We start from the raw sequence: 16,080 nt of genomic DNA, 5'->3' as shown, positions 1-16,080 counted from the left end.
TCTCCTATTAGATTCGTTACGGGTCTGCGGCTTAGCGAAATTGCGCAAGGAACCGCAAGTCGTTGTCGAAGAACAGGCGCAAGTCATTCACACCGTAACGCAGCATGGCCAGGCGTTCGGCGCCCATGCCGAAAGCAAAGCCGGAGAACTCTTCCGGATCGATCCCGGACATACGCAGCACGTTCGGGTGAACCATGCCGCAGCCCATGACTTCCAGCCAGCCAGTCTGCTTGCAGACGCGGCAGCCTTTACCGCTGCACATCACGCACTCCATGTCGACTTCAGCCGATGGCTCGGTGAACGGGAAGTACGAAGGGCGGAAACGCACGGCCAGTTCTTTTTCGAAGAACACCCGCAGGAACTCTTCGATCGTTCCTTTCAGGTCGGCGAAATTGATGTCGCGATCAACCAGCAGGCCTTCGACCTGGTGGAACATCGGCGAGTGGGTAATATCGGAGTCGCTGCGGTACACACGGCCTGGGCAGACGATGCGGATCGGCGGCTGTTGCGATTCCATGGTGCGGACCTGTACCGGCGAGGTATGGGTGCGCAACAGCATGTTCGCGTTGAAATAGAAGGTGTCGTGCATCGACCGGGCCGGGTGATGGCCTGGGATGTTGAGCGCTTCGAAGTTGTGGTAGTCGTCTTCGACCTCAGGACCTTCGGCAATGCCGTAGCCGATGTGGGTGAAGAACTGCTCGATGCGTTCCAGGGTGCGGGTCACCGGATGCAGGCCACCGGAAGTCTGGCCACGGCCAGGCAGGGTCACGTCGATGGACTCGGCGGCGAGCTTGGCAGCCAGATCCGCCTCCTCGAACAACGCCTTGCGCGCATTGAGGACCTCTGTGACACGCTCCTTGGCAACGTTGATCAGCGCACCGACCTGCGGACGCTCTTCGGCTGGCAGGTTCCCCAGGGTCTTCATCACCTGAGTCAACTCGCCCTTCTTGCCAAGGTAGTGAACCCGGATTTGCTCCAGGGCATTGATATCTTCAGCGCTTTGCACAGCCTCTAGTGCTTGAGCGACCAGCGCGTCCAGGTTTTCCATGTACAGACTCCAGATACGAAATAGGGGAAGAGCTTTAAGGCTCTTCCCCTATTTATGACGTTTGACACCTGGGTCCACAGAGGTGGCCCCAGGTGACTGCCGGGGGTACTTAAGCCAAGGTGGCTTTAGCTTTCTCGACAATCGCAGCAAACGCCGCTTTTTCGTTCACTGCCAGATCAGCCAGAACCTTACGGTCGATCTCGATGGACGCTTTTTTCAGGCCAGCGATGAAACGGCTGTAGGACAGACCGTTAACACGAGCACCAGCATTGATACGAGCGATCCACAGAGCGCGGAACTGACGTTTTTTCTGACGACGGTCACGGTAGGCGTATTGGCCTGCCTTGATTACCGCTTGCTTGGCAACACGGAATACGCGGGAACGCGCGCCGTAGTAGCCTTTAGCAAGTTTCAGAATTTTCTTGTGACGCTTACGGGCAATGACGCCACGCTTTACACGAGCCATGAGTTACTTCCTCTATTCTTGATCCAAAAATTAACGAAGGCGCAGCATGCGCTCGACTTTTGCCACGTCAGACGGATGCAGCAAGCTGCTACCGCGCAGTTGACGCTTACGCTTGGTCGACATTTTGGTCAGGATGTGGCTCTTGAAAGCGTGCTTGTGCTTGATACCGTTAGCAGTTTTCAGAAACCGCTTAGCAGCACCACTTTTGGTCTTCATCTTTGGCATGTTCGGATACTCCGCATTCAGTTGATAAACATAATCGCAAGGCCTGCCGTGCCCTGGTGATTACTTCTTTTTTTTCGGGGCGATGACCATGATCAGCTGGCGTCCTTCCATCTTAGGATGCTGTTCGACCGAACCGTACTCGAGCAGGTCTTGTTCAACCCGCTTGAGGAGTTCCATCCCCAGCTCCTGGTGGGCCATCTCACGGCCGCGGAATCGCAAGGATACCTTGGCCCTGTCCCCGTCACTCAGGAAACGTACCAGGTTGCGCAGTTTTACCTGGTAATCCCCTTCCTCCGTCCCTGGACGAAACTTGATTTCTTTTACCTGAATCTGCTTCTGGTTTTTCTTCGCCGCGGCAATCTGCTTCTTCTTCTCGAAGATCGACTTGCCGTAGTCCATCACCCGGCAAACCGGTGGGACTGCGTCTGCGGAAATTTCTACCAGATCAAGCTTGGCTTCTTCAGCAATACGAAGCGCTTCATCAATCGAGACGATGCCAATCTGCTCGCCGTCAGCGCCAATTAACCGAACCTCGCGTGCCGAGATATTCTCGTTGATCGGGGCTTTCGGTGCAGCTCGTTTATCTTGTCTCATTTCACGCTTAATAATAATTACTCCAAATCTGGGCGACCACGCCGGGAAACCGCTTGCGCGAGAAACTCAGCGAATTCGGCGACGGGCATCGAGCCCAGGTCAGCACCTTCACGAGTACGCACAGCGACAGTCTGCATCTCGACCTCCCGATCTCCAATAACCAAGAGAAAGGGAACCTTGAGCAAAGTATGCTCGCGGATTTTAAAGCCGATCTTTTCATTTCTCAAGTCGGACTTGGCACGAAATCCGCTTTGATTGAGAGTTTTTTCGACTTCGGCGGCAAAATCTGCCTGTTTATCAGTGATATTCATGATCACTGCCTGGGTCGGCGCCAGCCACGCAGGGAACGCGCCCTCGTAGTGTTCGATCAGAATCCCGACGAAACGCTCGAACGAACCGAGGATCGCGCGGTGAAGCATGACCGGGTGCTTGCGGCTGTTGTCTTCGGACACATATTCAGCGCCCAGACGGATCGGCAGGTTGAAATCGAGCTGCAAGGTACCACACTGCCACACACGACCGAGGCAATCTTTCAGCGAGAATTCGATCTTCGGACCGTAAAAGGCCCCCTCACCCGGCTGCAAGTCGTACGCAAGGCCCGCGCTATCGAGGGCGGCGGCCAGGGCCGCTTCGGCGCGATCCCACAACTCGTCGGAGCCAACGCGTTTTTCCGGACGAGTGGACAGCTTCATCTCGACTTCGGTGAAGCCGAAGTCCCGATAGACGTCCATGGTCAGCTTGATGAAGGCGGCGGATTCGGCCTGCATCTGCTCTTCGGTGCAGAAGATGTGCGCATCGTCCTGGGTAAATGCACGTACGCGCATGATGCCGTGCAGCGCCCCCGACGGCTCGTTACGGTGGCAGGCACCGAACTCGGCCAGGCGCATCGGCAGCTCGCGGTAGCTTTTCAAGCCCTGGTTGAACACCTGCACGTGGCAAGGGCAGTTCATCGGCTTGATGGCGTAGTCGCGGTTTTCCGACTGGGTAGTGAACATGTTGTCGGCGTAGTTGGCCCAGTGCCCGGATTTCTCCCAGAGGCTGCGGTCCACCACTTGCGGCGTCTTGATTTCCAGATAGCCGTTCTCACGCTGGACCTGGCGCATGTACTGCTCGAGCACCTGGTACAGGGTCCAGCCGTTCGGGTGCCAGAACACCATGCCCGGGGACTCTTCCTGGGTATGGAACAGGCCCAGGCGCTTGCCGATCTTGCGGTGATCGCGCTTCTCGGCTTCTTCAATGCGCTGGATGTAGGCCGCCAGTTGCTTCTTGTCCGCCCAGGCAGTGCCATAGACGCGCTGCAACTGCTCGTTCTTCGCATCGCCACGCCAGTAGGCGCCGGACAACTTGGTCAGCTTGAAGGATTTCAGGAAGCGCGTGTTCGGCACGTGCGGGCCACGGCACATGTCGACGTATTCTTCGTGGTAATACAGGCCCATGGCCTGCTCGTCCGGCATGTCTTCCACCAGACGCAGCTTGTAGTCCTCGCCACGGGCCTTGAAGACTTCGATGACTTCGGCGCGCGGGGTGACTTTCTTGATGACGTCGTAATCTTTCTCGATCAGCTGCTGCATGCGCTGTTCGATAGCGGCCATGTCTTCCGGCGTGAAAGGACGCTCGAAGGCGATGTCGTAATAGAAGCCTTCGTCGATGACTGGCCCGATGACCATCTTCGCACTCGGGTACAGCTGCTTGACCGCATGGCCGACCAGGTGAGCGCAAGAGTGGCGAATGATCTCCAGCCCCTCTTCATCCTTGGGCGTGATGATTTGCAGCGTGGCGTCGCTGTCGATGACGTCACTGGCGTCGACCAGCTTGCCGTTGACCTTGCCGGCCAGGGTCGCCTTGGCCAGGCCCGCACCGATGGATGCGGCGACCTCGGCTACGGAAACCGGGTGATCGAATGAACGTTGACTGCCGTCGGGAAGAGTAATAGTTGGCATGGCGCCTCCTCTCCTAGTGGTGACCCCTACCAAAGGTCACGTGGGTTGGGATGAGCCAGTACAAGATCCAGTCCAGGCCATTCAATGACGAACGCCTGCCTTACAGCGGCAGGAGCCTTGCGGCCAACCGGGAAAACCGAACCAGAGTGACTGGGATTCAAATCAGGGTTATTTCGAACATTTACCACCGGGACGAGTTGTCATCCGCAGCCTGGAAATACCCGAGCCCGGCATGCTAGCACAGATGAACGGTCATCGCCGTGCGGGAATTGAAGCAGGCGTAAATCCAGGGTTTTTATGCCAGAGTGCTGAACTGAATCGAGCGTAACGCCTCAGATATCAAGACATCGACCCCAAAGGAGCACCTTCGCATGCGTCTGAACACATTGTTCGCAGTAGTCGCCCCCCTCGCCCTGCTGCTTCCACTGACCGCCCATGCCGACTGGCCCAAAGGCGAACGCGAAAAATACATGGCCCAATGCACCGAGACAGCAACGCCGCAGATCGGCCGGGCCGCTGCCAAAGCCCATTGCGCCTGCGGCGCCGATGCGATCAAGTCCTATCCAGCCTCGGACCTCCAGGCCTTGATGGACAACAAGGCCACCCCGCAGCTGCAGCAAAAGGCACTGGGGGAGATCGCAAAATGCAAGGCTGAGAACAAGGCGAAAAAGTGAGATCAAGGGCTTCCTGAACGGGCCCGACAGGGTTGAAAAACCCTCATTTCAAGCTTTTTTGAACGATTTATTCAGGTTTTACAGCTTTTTTTATCGTCTTTACTTTCGGCTCAAAGCCTTTAAAACCGGGCCTTTCAGCGGGTAAAGGCGGTAAAGAAAACACGACTGATTGGCAAACAGCGCGTCTGGGGGGGTCCCAAATCGAACATTTCGACTATGATACCCCGGTGTGCCCAGTTGGCCTGAGCAGCACAGTACACTGAAAATATATGTTTCTTGGAGATACACCATGTCTAATCGCCAAACCGGCACCGTTAAATGGTTCAACGATGAAAAAGGCTTCGGCTTCATCACTCCTACAGGTGGCGGTGACGACCTGTTCGTACACTTCAAAGCTATCGAAAGCGACGGTTTCAAAAGCCTGAAAGAAGGCCAGACCGTTTCCTTCGTGGCTGAGAAAGGCCAAAAGGGTATGCAAGCTGCACAGGTTCGCCCAGAGTAATTTCTCGGCGCACTAAAAAAACCCCGTCCATGTGACGGGGTTTTTTATGGGCGATTGAAAACCGCCTGTCAGCCGCAGTTCACCCGGTTAATCACCAGGTTGGCATCGGTATTGAGGTTCAGGCGATCGGAGCGGTACTCAAGTGTCACCATGTCGTTGGGCTTGAGAATCCGCGCATTCTGCGCGCCGGCACGGGTACGGGCCTGCTCCAGCAATTGCGGCGAGGCCTTCTTGCCAATGGCGAACTCGGCGGCCTTTGCTTCGCAGCGGCTGTAGCCGGACTCGGTCGCCACGGGATCTGGGGTCGACTCAGAGGTGCTGCTGCAACCGCTCAAGAACACGGCAGCCAGCAAAGTACTTAATGACGCGAGCTTCCAAGGCATGACGCCTCCTTTCTTCAATAAATAAACAGAGAGCGTGCGACAACCCAAACGACGCTTGGTTTCAACACCGCGGCCATCGGCCTGGCCCATCCGGAAAACCGGCAGTTTGCCTGAGCCGCCACCGCCGTTCAGGCATGAATCGTGACTGGATATGAACACCGTTCAATAAACGTCAATGTAATCGAAGGGAGGATTTGGCCAGTTGTCTTTCAACGCCTTGTAGATCTGCATGACCCAGACCTCGTCGCTGGCCGCGACCCGCCCGACGTAGCCCGAGCCCTTCGCCCAAGTCTCGAGCCGAAACAGCAAACCATTGATGTCAGTGCCGCCGACCACACCCGAGGACAAATAGGCGATACCGCCCTTGGTCACGCGCAGTTGAGTATGTTCGTCATCACTGGCCGAAGCCAGCAATTGACGAACCGCCTCGAGACTCAGGCCATCCGGAGCGTTCAAATCGATCTGCACGGCAGGGCTCCTTTAAAAACAAAAAACAAGTGTCGCACAGCCCTCCCCCAATGCCTAAGTCGCAGTGCCAAACCGAGGGCAAAAATGCTTAACTCCACCTACAGTCCTCCAACTCGCGAGCCCTATCATGAGCACCGTCAGCATCGAAGCCACCATCAATGCCAAATGGTCGGAGGGCCATAGCTCCTATAGCCCGGGCAGCCCGGAGGAGTTGGCAATCATCGGCATAGAATTGCTGGTGAGGGAACTGGGGACGGACGTCGCCCGCAATTTCATCCAGCAGGCATTCGAACGCTACCCGAGCACCGTCGACGCCGTGGACTGATGCTCGCACCCGCAGGCTGGCCTGCGGGTGCAAAGCCAGGCAGTTTACTTGAGGCGCGCCAGGCGCTCGGTCAGCAGGTCGAAGAAGCCCTGGGCATCACCGTTTTCCACCCAGAACGCATTCTTCGGCGCTTTCAGGCCATCGTACCAGTCGACGATGGTCTGCCCGAACGTCGGGCCTTCGCGACTGTCCACGACGACATTGACCGAACGGCCAGTGAACAACTGCGGCTTGAGCAGGTAGGCGATCACCGTCGCGTCATGCACCGGCCCGCCCGTCATGCCGTAGTGCTCCATGTCGCCCTTGACGTATTCGTTGAGGATATCGCCCACCAGCTTGCCGGCATTGTTGTTCAGCGCCGCGATCTGCTTCAGGCGCGCTTCGCTGGTGAGGATCTTGTGGGTCACATCCAGCGGCAGGTACGTCAGCTTCACGCCGCTCTTGGCCACAACCTCGGCCGCCTGCGGGTCGGCGAACAGATTGAATTCAGCCACCGGCGTGATATTGCCGCCGTTGAAATGCGCACCGCCCATGATCACCACTTCCTTGATGCCTTGGACGATGTCGGGCTCCTGCACCAGTGCCAGGGCCAGGTTGGTCTGCGGGCCAAGCATGGCAATGGTGATGCTGTGGGGCTTGGCCGCCTTGAGGGTGTCGATCAGGTAGTTGACGGCATTGCCTTGGGCCAACCCCTTCTTCGGCTCGTGCACGGTGACACCCGACAGGCCTTCCTTGCCATGGATGTTTTCCGCATAGATCGGTGTGCGCATCAACGGTTTCGGCGCACCGGCATACACGGGCACGTCTTCGCGCCCCGCCCATTCCCGGGCCAGGCGAGCGTTGCGAGAGGTCTTGTCCAGGCGCACATTGCCGGCGACGGTGGTCAGCGCGCGGATATGCAACTCCTCGGGCGACGCCAGGGCGAACAACAGCGCCACGACGTCATCGGCCCCTGGATCGGTGTCGATGATCAGGTCGATTTTTTCCGCCGCCTGGGCGCTCGTAGCGGTGATCAATGACAACAGCAGCAGACTCCGGATCAGTTGATGCATTTTCTGAGCATAGCGGTGCATGGCGCACTCCTTGTGCAGGGTTGAACAGGGTTAGAACGTCACTCCAGCGACCAGCACGATATTGCAGTACGCAGAGCACTCGCCTGTGCGAATGATCGCCCGCGCCTGTCGGCTGATGATCTTGAATTGTTCATGGCTGACCAGCTCCCGTTCGCCCAGCGCACCCTCGGCATGCAGCGTCTCCAGGGTCGTCAGGGCCGACGGTTGTTTATCGAGGATCTCCTCGGCCAGGACATGACTTTCCACCTGCATTTCGCTGAGCACGACCTTCAAGGTGCTGACAAAGTCAGGAATGCCATGGGTCAGGGCCAGGTCGATCAATTCGACCTGGGGCGGCACGGGCAGGCCGGCATCACCGATAACCACCTTGTCGCCATGGCCGAGGGAAGCGATCAATCGTGACAGTGCCACATTCAACAACGGCGTCTTTTTCATGATTTAAAAGCCTGTACTTCCAGCAACGTGGGGATTGAAGGCTGCGCACCCGCGCGGGTGACCGACAGCGCGGCGGCGGCCTGGCCGAAACGAATCGCGTCGACCTCGCTTTTGCCACTGGCCAGGGCTGCCGCGAAGCCGCCGACGAAGGTGTCTCCGGCTGCCGTGGTGTCCACTGCCTTGACCCGCGGGGCCGGGAAGTGTTCGAAGCTGGCACCGTTGGCGAACATCAAGCCCTGGGCGCCCAGGGTCACGATCACCTTGCCAGCACCGGCGGCGATCAGATGCGCCGCGGCGGCTTCGGCGGTTTCCAGGGAATCCACCGCCAGCTCGCTCAAGACCGCTGCTTCGCTTTCATTGGGAATCAGGTAGTCGATGCAGGCGTACCAGTCAGCCGGCAATGTGCGGGAGGCCGGCGCCGGGTTGAGGATGACGATTTTGCCCAACTCACGAGCGCGCTTGAGAGCGTGACCGACGGTGGCATCCGGCACTTCGAGCTGGCAGATGATGACATCGGCGCTTTGCAGCACTTCATCGACACTGTCCAGCACTTCGGCGGTCAGCGCACCATTGGCACCGGCGACGATAACGATCGCATTCTGGCTGTTGTCGTCGACAACGATCAGCGCCACGCCGCTGGCCCCCTCCACCACGCTGACCGCCTGGCAGTCGATGCCCTCGGCCAACAGCCCGCCACGCAATTGTTCGCCGTAGGCATCATTGCCCACGCAACCGACCATCGACACCCGCGCCCCCAGGCGCGCGGCGGCCACCGCCTGGTTGGCACCCTTGCCGCCCGGGATGGTGGAGAACGACTTGCCGATCAGTGTTTCACCACCACGCGGCAGACGCGGCGCCCGGGTCACCAGGTCCATGTTCAGGCTGCCTATTACCACTACTTTTGCTGGCATACATCACTACTCATCAATTCGGTTCAGCGGTATTGGGCGAATGTACCGGACAGCGGCGCAGTCGACTCTCGCAAGACAATACTCGGCGTCACGATCCGCTGTTCGGTGGCAAGGCCCGGCGTCGTAATTCGTCGCAGCAGCACTTCGGCCGCCATCTCGCCGAGTTGCAGGATCGACTGCCCTACCGTGGTCAACGCCGGGTAGACATAACGGCTCATCTGGATGTCGTCGAAACCGATGACCGACAGTTCGCTGGGCACGCGCACGTTGCGTTCAGCGGCGGCGCGCAGCACACCGATGCCGATCATGTCGTTGGCCGCAAAAATCGCGCTCGGCGGCATCTGTTCAAGCAGTTGCGCGGCGGCGCGGTAGCCGCCGGTGCTGGTGAAATCGCTCTCGAGCATGCGCTCGACGGGCAGCTCGATCCCTGCCTCTTTCAACGCCCGGCAATAACCGGCCAGGCGCATTTGCGCCACGCTGGTATCGGCCGGGCCGCCAATGAAGGCGATATCGTGGTGACCCAGCTCCAGCAGGTGCCGGGTCGCCAGGTAGGCGCCGTATTCATGATCGATGCGCACCAGGTCGGCGTCGACGCCATCGAGCCCACGGTCGACGATCACCATGGGCGTGCGCACGTTGGACAGCCCCTCGACCAGGCCGACATCACCGCCGGCGGACGCGAAAATCAGACCGTCGATACGCTTTTCCAGCAGCACCCGCAGGTAGCTGCGTTGCTTGTCCGGGTTGTCGTCGGAGTTGCACAGGATCACGCAATAGCCGTTGCGCTCACAGTAATCCTCGATGCCCCGGGCCAATTCGGCAAAGTAAGGGTTGAGGCTGTTGGGCACCAGCAGGCCGATGGTCGCCGTGGTCTTGGCCTTGAGCGAACGGGCCACGGCGCTGGGCACGTAGTCCAGGCGCTCGATGGCCGCCTCGACCTTGAGCCGCACTTCTTCGCTGACCGGCCGCGTCTTGTTCACCACGTGGGACACGGTCGTATAGGAAATCCCCGCGAGCGCTGCTACATCCTTGATCGTCGCCATGGTTCAAGCCCGCCGACTGGCGCGCTGGCTACGATAGGTATCGAGCACGACCGCCACCACGATTACCGCACCGGTAATGATGCGCTTGGTCGGTTCAGTGGCGCCGATTTGCGCCAGGCCCGCCGCCAGCACGGAGATGATCAGCACGCCAAAGAAGGTGCTGATGACCGAGCCTCGCCCACCCATCAGGCTGGTGCCGCCGATGACCACGGCGGCGATGACCTGCAGTTCGAGCCCTGAACCGGCGTTCGGATCCGCCGCCTCCAGGCGCGAAATCTGGAACAGCGCGGCCACACCGGCCAGCAAGCCCATCAAGCTGAACACCAGGATCTTGTAGGGCTTTGGATTGATACCGGCCAGGCGCACGGCTTCTTCATTGGTGCCGATGCCGATCAGGTAGCGCCCAAACACCGTACGGGTCAGCACCGCCTGGGCAATGAAGATGACCAGCAAGGCGATGATGAACGAAGGCGAAATACCAAAGACGATGGGGTTGGACAGCCAGGCGAACGAGTCACCGATGTAGGCGGTCCGGGAGCCGGTCATCTGGTACGCCAGGCCCCGGGCCATTTCCAGCACGCCGAGGGAGACGATGAACGATGGAATCCGCCAGGCCACGGTGATCGAACCGGTGACCGTACCCGCCAACGCCGCCACAGCCATGCCGAGCAAGGCCGATGGCCAGACGCTCCAACCCCAGCCGAGCACGGCCACGCTGACCGTCGATGCCGCAAGCGCCAACACCGACCCCACCGACAGGTCGATGCCACCGATGATCAGGATGAACGTCATGCCGACCGCCAGCACCATGAGGTCCGGAATCTGGTTGGCCAAGGTGCTGAACGTGTCATAGGACAGGAAGTGGCTGCTCAGGGCCGAGAACAGCGCGACCATGGCCAGTAGCGCGCCGGCCAGGCCCAGGTAAGTCCCGAGGCCATAGAAATTGCCACTCGATTTGCCGACGGCAGATGCGGTTTTCATGAAAAATCCCTAGGCGCTGCTTCGTTGAGCAACGCATCACGTTTCTGGTAGCCGGCGAATGCGGCGGCAAGCAAGTCATCCTGGGTCCAGCGGTCGCGCTCGAAAGTGTCAATCAGGCGTCCGGCAGACAGCACGCCGATCCGGTCACAAATCAGCATCAGCTCCCGCAGGTCACTGGACACCACGACCAGCGCCTTGCCCTGGCGCGTCAGCTCGCCGAGCAGCGCATAGATGTCGAATTTGGCGCCGATATCGATGCCACGGGTCGGCTCGTCGAACAACATGACCGTGCAATCGCGTTCGAGCCAACGACCGATCACCACTTTCTGCTGGTTGCCACCCGACAGCTCGGACACCAACTGGGTCGGGCTCGAACTGCGGATGTGCATGGCATCGACCTGCCGCTGTGCCAAAGCCAGTTCGGCATTGCCATTGACCAGGCCGGCGCTGGAAATCTCCGGCATGTTGCCCAGGGCGATGTTGGCGGCGATGGATTGGGTCAACAGCAGGCCTTCACCCTTGCGGTCTTCGGTGATCAACGCAATGCCATGGGCCACCGCATCGGCCGGGGAGCGAATGCTCACGACCTGGGCCGGCGAACCCAGTGCTATCGTGCCACTGTCGGCAGTATCGGCACCGAAGATCAGCCGCAACAACTCAGTGCGCCCTGCCCCGATCAGGCCGGAGATACCGAAGATCTCGCCACTGCGCACTTCAAAGGACACGTCGCGGACCTTGTCGGAACGCGTCAGGCCCTTAACGGTCAGCGCCGGCGCGCCGATCTGGCGCGGGCCAAGGTCGATATGCTCACCCAGCTCCCGGCCAACCATCAGGGTCACCAGTTGCTCGCTGTCGTAGTTGGCCATCGACTCGACGCAGACCAGGTTGCCATCACGCAGTACGGCAATGCGCTGGGCGACCCGCGCCAGTTCTTCGAGGCGATGGGAAATGTAGATGATCGACACGCCGCGAGCCTGCAAGCGGGTGATCTGTTCAAAGAGCATCTCGACTTCGCGGGCCGTCAGCATCGCCGTCGGCTCATCGAGAATCAGCACATGGCAATCGCCGATCAGGTTGCGGGCGATCTCGACCATTTGCTGGTGACCGATCCCCAGTTCGCCGACCAAGGTGTCGGGATCGATGGCATCGAGCCCCACCTGGGCCATGGCCTCGATGGCCGCCTTGCGCAATTGCTTGCGACTGATCCAGCCGCCGTGGCTGGGCAGGTTGTCGAGAAACAGGTTTTCGGCCACGGAAAGGGTCGGCAGCAGGTTGAGTTCCTGCATCACCATGCGCACACCCAGCTCTTCAGCCTGGGTCCGGCTGCCAGGGCGATAATCCTGACCTTGAAATTGCATCTGCCCGGTCGTCGGTGTCACCAACCCACCGATGATCTTGGACAAGGTGCTTTTGCCGGCGCCATTTTCACCCGTCAGCGCCAGCACCTCGCCGCGCATCAACGTCAGGTCGATGCCGCTCAGTACCGGCTGGGCATAGGTCTTGCCGATGCCGCTGACAGAAAGGACAGCGTTCGGGTCGCAAACGGACATAAAAAACTCTCCATGCGCTCGCCCGGATGGGCGAGCACCGTTGTGTCGCCAGGATAACTACTTGGTCACCAGCTCGACCGGAGTTTCGATAACGCCGTTGGTGCCGCTGTCGACTTTTTCGCCCTTGAGGATCTTCAGCGCCGTCTCGATGCCGAAGACGGCCTGCTTGGCAGCGAACTGGTCGGCAGTCGCCAGGATACGACCATCCTTGAGCATCGGCTTGATGGCATTGATGTTGTCGTAGCCGACCACCTGCACCTTGCCCGCCTTGCCCGCCGCGCGCACGGCCGATACAGCGCCGAGCGCCATGCTGTCGTTACCGGCCAGCAGTGCCTTGATGTTCGGGTATTCGCTGAGCATCGACGCGGCAACCTGGTTGCCCTTGTTGATTTCCCAGTCACCCGATTGCAGGGAGACGACCTTGACCTGCGCCGCTTCCATCGCATCCTTGAAGCCTGCGGTGCGTGCCTGGGCATTGGTGGTGGTGGACACGCCTTCGATGATGCCGACTTCGTCACCGGCCTTGAGTTGCTTGGCCAGGTATTCGCCTACCAGGCGCGCACCCTTGCGGTTGTCCGGGCCTACGAACGGCACGTTGATGTTCTTGCTCTTGACCACGGCCGGATCGAGCTGGTTATCGATGTTGATGACCGTGATGCCAGCGTCGACGGCTTTCTTGATCACCGGCACCATGGCCTTGGAATCCGCCGGCGCGATGATCAGCGCATCGACCTTGGACACGATCATCTGCTCGACGATGCGGATCTGGTTGGCGGTGTCGGTTTCATCCTTGATCCCGTTGGAGATCAGGTCGAAATCGGCGGAGTGTTCCTTCTGATACGCCTTGGCGCCGTCTTCCATGGTCAGGAAGAACTCGTTGGCCAGGGATTTCATGACCAGGGCGACCTTGGGTTTTTCTGCGGTCTGGGCGAATGCCGAGGAGATAGGCAGCGCAGCGGATGCGGCCGCGAGCATGGCAACAGCGAGAAGGCGTCCAGCGAATGGCAACTTCATGGGTTCACTCCGATCTTATGATTATTGTGAGCAAATCAATGCACGGAACGCCGCGCAAACGTTTGCGTGAAGTGAACTATGGTAAGGCTTCGGGGATTTGTCAACGTTGCGGTTTCATCCGCAACGTCGCAGTTCAGGCCGTCGTATTGACCACCGTACCCGAACTGGCGCCCTTTGCCAGCTCCGTGACCAAACGGCCGGTGACCTCCAGCAACGCGCCACTGGTGTCGGCGATCTGTCCCTGGACCGCCATGACCGCCGAGGTCTTGGCTTCCGCCGTTGGGTAGTCGCGCGCCTGTGCGGCGGCCAGTTGTTGCTGCTGCTCCCTGAGCTGTTGCTGCAGCTCTTGCATCCGCTTGAGCAAAACCTGGACGGCAATGCTCTGGGTGCTGCCGCTCTCTTGTGCCTGATCGGTCGCTCCAGCGCCCGCCCCCGTACGGACCTTGCCGGGTGTTTGCGTCTCCTCCAAGGCCTCATCGGCGGCCTCGGTACTCGCCTCGTTCAAGGCCTTCAGGGTAGCTGCGGATTGACCGCCGATGGTCACGGCCGCCGCATTGGGAAAACCGACAGAAAACGACATGACAAAACTCCATGGATGAGATTCCTAAGCAGGACATCGCCCGCCGAGGCCATTTCTTTAGCGCTCGCGCAAATCCGTCACAGGCCAGAGCGGTTGATCCACCCGTTTACGCCAGCCAATAAAAAATTCCTTTCTCCTACACCAAAACGAAAAAAGTGCTGTCAGACGATTTTCTTTAATTTTAAGCAGTTGCGTAAATGCCTACGGTTAAATACTGTATACACGTACAGCTTAATAAGGATAATCCTGTGGCTACGCCCTCCGCTGCAACCACCCCCTTAGATTCCTATACCCGACTCGGCCTGCGGGTCTCGAAAATCATCAACGCCCCCACCGCACAAAAAGCCAAGGCAGCGCTGATCTTCCGCCTTCCCGACGAGCCGGTGGATGAGTGGGAGCGCCTGCTGGAAGAAATCGACGAGAACGATAACGTGACCCTCGCCTATCGCGACGATGGTGGCGTGCAGATTTTCTGGGTTGTGCCGAAGGAAGATTGAGCCTGATGAGTGTTCGCTGTTTAGCTTTTTTGCTTGTGTTTATCGCCATCGGCGCACAGGCCGGTGCTCCGCGCACCTTCAACGAAGCCAAAAAAGTCGCCTGGAAACTCTACGCACCACAATCCACCGAATTTTACTGTGGGTGCAAATACACCGGCAATCGCGTGAACCTGGCCGCCTGCGGTTATGTACCGCGCAAGAATGCCAAGCGCGCCGCTCGCATCGAGTGGGAACATATTGTCCCGGCGTGGCAGATTGGCCATCAGCGTCAATGCTGGCAGCAAGGGGGTCGCAAGAATTGCACGCGCCATGATCCGGTCTATCAACGGGCCGAGGCCGACCTGCATAACCTGGTGCCGAGCATTGGGGAAGTGAATGGCGATCGCAGCAATTTCAGTTTCGGCTGGTTGCCGGAACAAAAGGGTCAATACGGCTCATGCCTGACCCAAGTGGACTTCAAGGCCAAGAAAGTCATGCCCCGCCCTTCTATCCGGGGCATGATCGCCCGGACCTATTTCTACATGAGCAAGCAATATGGCCTGCGCCTCTCGAAACAGGACCGGCGCCTGTATGAAGCCTGGGACAAGACCTACCCGGTACAAAGCTGGGAACGCCAGCGCAACCAGAGCGTGGCGTGCGTCATGGGCCGCGGAAACGAGTTCGTGGGGCCGGTGAATTTGAAGGCCTGCGGCTGACCTGGCATTCGTGAACAGCACAAATGAACGGTGGGAGCGAGCTCGCTCACGATAGGGGCATGTCAGCCGACATCAACATTGGCTGATCCACCGCTATCGCGAGCAAGCTCGCTCCCACAGGTTTTGTGGCTTAACTGGCTTGTTTGTCCTGCCCGATTATTGGGCCGTCGGGTAATCCACCACCAACGTCTCGATGTTGCGTTTTTTCGCCCGGACCAGGGCGGCCGTCACTTGCTCCTGCTTGGTTTCGGCCTCAGCCCTGGAACTGAAAGGGCCGACCAGGACGCGCTCCTTGCCGTTTTCGCGCACCACGTTCGACATGAAGCTGTGCTCGATGAGCCAACCGGTCAGGTCGCTGACTGCCTGCGGCGTCTCGCCGCGAACCTCGACGGCCCACTGCGGCGCGGCAGCGACGGCCGGTGCAGAGGTCGCTACGGGCTTAGGCTTCGGTGCTTCGACGTCACGCCCCTCACCGCATCCTGCCAGCACCAATACCGCAATAACCCAAGCCAATTTGCGCACAAACGTTTCCCCCGGAAGACATGAAGCACGGATTTTAGCACCCGTGACCCTCAAGATCGCCGCAAACAGTGCTCAAAACACGAGAATCCTGCCCGGCGTCTCTGTATAGTCGCACCCTGGGAATTAATGCTGCATCTGCACGTCAGAAAGAGGC

Annotated in this window: 21 protein-coding genes; 5 read left to right on the top strand and 16 right to left on the bottom strand. The window is 59.2% G+C overall.

Annotated features, from left to right (window positions below; genetic code table 11):
• Positions 1 to 31: 31 nt before the first annotated feature.
• From pheS to thrS, 5 genes are all read right to left on the bottom strand, one after another.
• The gene (gene pheS / locus AC09SL_RS17205; RefSeq protein ID WP_058546392.1) at positions 32 to 1,048 is read right to left on the bottom strand and encodes a phenylalanine--tRNA ligase subunit alpha; all 1,017 of its coding nucleotides are present in this window, start codon (positions 1,046 to 1,048) and stop codon (positions 32 to 34) included.
• Positions 1,049 to 1,157: 109 nt separating this feature from the next.
• Entirely contained in the window at positions 1,158 to 1,514 is a 357-nt protein-coding gene (gene rplT / locus AC09SL_RS17200; RefSeq protein WP_002553161.1) for a 50S ribosomal protein L20, read from the bottom strand.
• Between the two features lie 30 nt (positions 1,515 to 1,544).
• On the bottom strand, positions 1,545 to 1,739 hold the full coding sequence (rpmI, locus tag AC09SL_RS17195) for a 50S ribosomal protein L35 (protein ID WP_002553160.1): 195 nt from the start codon (positions 1,737 to 1,739) through the stop codon (positions 1,545 to 1,547).
• A 60-nt stretch (positions 1,740 to 1,799) separates the two neighbouring features.
• Positions 1,800 to 2,351 (bottom strand): translation initiation factor IF-3, encoded by a 552-nt coding sequence (gene infC / locus AC09SL_RS17190; RefSeq protein ID WP_169432615.1) that lies wholly within the window; start codon positions 2,349 to 2,351, stop codon positions 1,800 to 1,802.
• Positions 2,351 to 4,273 (bottom strand): threonine--tRNA ligase, encoded by a 1,923-nt coding sequence (gene thrS, locus AC09SL_RS17185; RefSeq protein ID WP_003203626.1) that lies wholly within the window; start codon positions 4,271 to 4,273, stop codon positions 2,351 to 2,353. The genes infC and thrS overlap by 1 nt, the downstream gene beginning before the upstream one ends.
• Before the next feature lie 371 nt (positions 4,274 to 4,644).
• Here thrS and AC09SL_RS17180 point away from each other — a divergent pair, with 371 nt between their 5' ends.
• Positions 4,645 to 4,947 carry a hypothetical protein gene (locus AC09SL_RS17180; protein ID WP_058546391.1) on the top strand — a complete coding sequence of 101 codons (303 nt, stop codon included), beginning with the start codon at positions 4,645 to 4,647 and terminating at the stop codon, positions 4,945 to 4,947.
• Positions 4,948 to 5,236: 289 nt separating this feature from the next.
• On the top strand, positions 5,237 to 5,449 hold the full coding sequence (locus AC09SL_RS17175) for a cold-shock protein (RefSeq protein ID WP_047229330.1): 213 nt from the start codon (positions 5,237 to 5,239) through the stop codon (positions 5,447 to 5,449).
• A 68-nt stretch (positions 5,450 to 5,517) separates the two neighbouring features.
• Here the strand turns inward: AC09SL_RS17175 and AC09SL_RS17170 are convergent, their stop codons facing one another.
• Both AC09SL_RS17170 and AC09SL_RS17165 read right to left on the bottom strand, forming a co-directional pair.
• Positions 5,518 to 5,832 (bottom strand): I78 family peptidase inhibitor, encoded by a 315-nt coding sequence (locus tag AC09SL_RS17170; RefSeq protein ID WP_058546390.1) that lies wholly within the window; start codon positions 5,830 to 5,832, stop codon positions 5,518 to 5,520.
• Between the two features lie 162 nt (positions 5,833 to 5,994).
• Entirely contained in the window at positions 5,995 to 6,300 is a 306-nt protein-coding gene (locus tag AC09SL_RS17165) for a hypothetical protein (RefSeq protein WP_058546389.1), read from the bottom strand.
• Between the two features lie 127 nt (positions 6,301 to 6,427).
• Here AC09SL_RS17165 and AC09SL_RS17160 point away from each other — a divergent pair, with 127 nt between their 5' ends.
• A complete protein-coding gene (locus AC09SL_RS17160; protein ID WP_064107005.1) occupies positions 6,428 to 6,625 on the top strand; it encodes a hypothetical protein in 198 nt (65 codons plus the stop codon).
• A gap of 44 nt (positions 6,626 to 6,669) precedes the next feature.
• Here AC09SL_RS17160 and AC09SL_RS17155 read toward each other — a convergent pair whose 3' ends face one another.
• From AC09SL_RS17155 to AC09SL_RS17120, 8 genes are all read right to left on the bottom strand, one after another.
• Entirely contained in the window at positions 6,670 to 7,698 is a 1,029-nt protein-coding gene (locus AC09SL_RS17155; RefSeq protein WP_058546822.1) for a nucleoside hydrolase, read from the bottom strand.
• 30 nt (positions 7,699 to 7,728) lie between these two features.
• Positions 7,729 to 8,133, bottom strand: a complete 405-nt coding sequence (gene rbsD / locus AC09SL_RS17150) for a D-ribose pyranase (protein WP_058546823.1) — start codon at positions 8,131 to 8,133, stop codon at positions 7,729 to 7,731.
• Positions 8,130 to 9,044, bottom strand: a complete 915-nt coding sequence (gene rbsK / locus AC09SL_RS17145) for a ribokinase (RefSeq protein ID WP_058546824.1) — start codon at positions 9,042 to 9,044, stop codon at positions 8,130 to 8,132. The genes rbsD and rbsK overlap by 4 nt, the downstream gene beginning before the upstream one ends.
• A gap of 23 nt (positions 9,045 to 9,067) precedes the next feature.
• Positions 9,068 to 10,087 carry a LacI family DNA-binding transcriptional regulator gene (locus AC09SL_RS17140; RefSeq protein ID WP_058546825.1) on the bottom strand — a complete coding sequence of 340 codons (1,020 nt, stop codon included), beginning with the start codon at positions 10,085 to 10,087 and terminating at the stop codon, positions 9,068 to 9,070.
• Between the two features lie 3 nt (positions 10,088 to 10,090).
• A complete protein-coding gene (locus tag AC09SL_RS17135) occupies positions 10,091 to 11,068 on the bottom strand; it encodes an ABC transporter permease (RefSeq protein WP_058546826.1) in 978 nt (325 codons plus the stop codon).
• Complete coding sequence (locus tag AC09SL_RS17130; RefSeq protein ID WP_058546827.1) at positions 11,065 to 12,618, bottom strand: sugar ABC transporter ATP-binding protein; 1,554 nt, start codon at positions 12,616 to 12,618, stop codon at positions 11,065 to 11,067. Before AC09SL_RS17130 ends, AC09SL_RS17135 begins: the two co-directional genes overlap by 4 nt.
• A 57-nt stretch (positions 12,619 to 12,675) precedes the next feature.
• Complete coding sequence (locus AC09SL_RS17125; RefSeq protein WP_058546828.1) at positions 12,676 to 13,632, bottom strand: sugar ABC transporter substrate-binding protein; 957 nt, start codon at positions 13,630 to 13,632, stop codon at positions 12,676 to 12,678.
• A 133-nt stretch (positions 13,633 to 13,765) separates the two neighbouring features.
• Entirely contained in the window at positions 13,766 to 14,212 is a 447-nt protein-coding gene (locus AC09SL_RS17120; RefSeq protein WP_058546829.1) for a hypothetical protein, read from the bottom strand.
• 197 nt (positions 14,213 to 14,409) lie between these two features.
• Here AC09SL_RS17120 and AC09SL_RS17115 point away from each other — a divergent pair, with 197 nt between their 5' ends.
• Together AC09SL_RS17115 and AC09SL_RS17110 are read left to right on the top strand one after the other, a co-directional pair.
• Positions 14,410 to 14,709, top strand: a complete 300-nt coding sequence (locus tag AC09SL_RS17115) for a DUF1654 domain-containing protein (RefSeq protein WP_058546830.1) — start codon at positions 14,410 to 14,412, stop codon at positions 14,707 to 14,709.
• 5 nt (positions 14,710 to 14,714) lie between these two features.
• Positions 14,715 to 15,404, top strand: coding sequence for an endonuclease (locus tag AC09SL_RS17110; RefSeq protein WP_058546831.1), 690 nt, complete (start codon positions 14,715 to 14,717; stop codon positions 15,402 to 15,404).
• Between the two features lie 156 nt (positions 15,405 to 15,560).
• Here AC09SL_RS17110 and AC09SL_RS17105 read toward each other — a convergent pair whose 3' ends face one another.
• The gene (locus AC09SL_RS17105) at positions 15,561 to 15,926 is read right to left on the bottom strand and encodes an SPOR domain-containing protein (protein WP_058546832.1); all 366 of its coding nucleotides are present in this window, start codon (positions 15,924 to 15,926) and stop codon (positions 15,561 to 15,563) included.
• Positions 15,927 to 16,080 lie beyond the last annotated feature (154 nt).

It is taken from the genome of Pseudomonas sp. PF05, from assembly GCF_056521845.1.
The sequence above is the reverse complement of the archived record's forward strand: the minus strand, read 5'-3'. Positions and strand labels throughout refer to the sequence as shown.